1 pseudogene is annotated in these 210 nt (G+C 60.0%); it reads right to left on the bottom strand.

The features are described 5' to 3' along the window. Positions 1 to 57 precede the first annotated feature (57 nt). A pseudogene (locus CG51_RS10240) lies at positions 58 to 210 on the bottom strand (IS3 family transposase); the annotation flags it as partial.

Below are 210 nucleotides of genomic sequence, written 5' to 3'. Positions count from 1 at the left end.
TGGCTCGGTTTACCTAAATAGGTTCCGGGCGTTTTTCTAAGTGGTTTTCCGCCTCGGTTAGGCCGCTGCCGCTTCGGACATTGGCAGGTTGAAGTAGGCCTGATCTGGGGTTTTCCCGTCAAGCGATGACTGCGGACGGCGGGTGTTGCAGAAGGTCAGATATCGTCCGATCCCGGCGCGGGCCTCGGACACGGTGGCATAGGCCCGCAG

Origin of the sequence: Haematobacter missouriensis (assembly GCF_000740775.1) — a bacterium.
GTDB classification, from domain to species: Bacteria; Pseudomonadota; Alphaproteobacteria; order Rhodobacterales; family Rhodobacteraceae; genus Haematobacter; species Haematobacter missouriensis.
The sequence above is the reverse complement of the archived record's forward strand: the minus strand, read 5'-3'. Positions and strand labels throughout refer to the sequence as shown.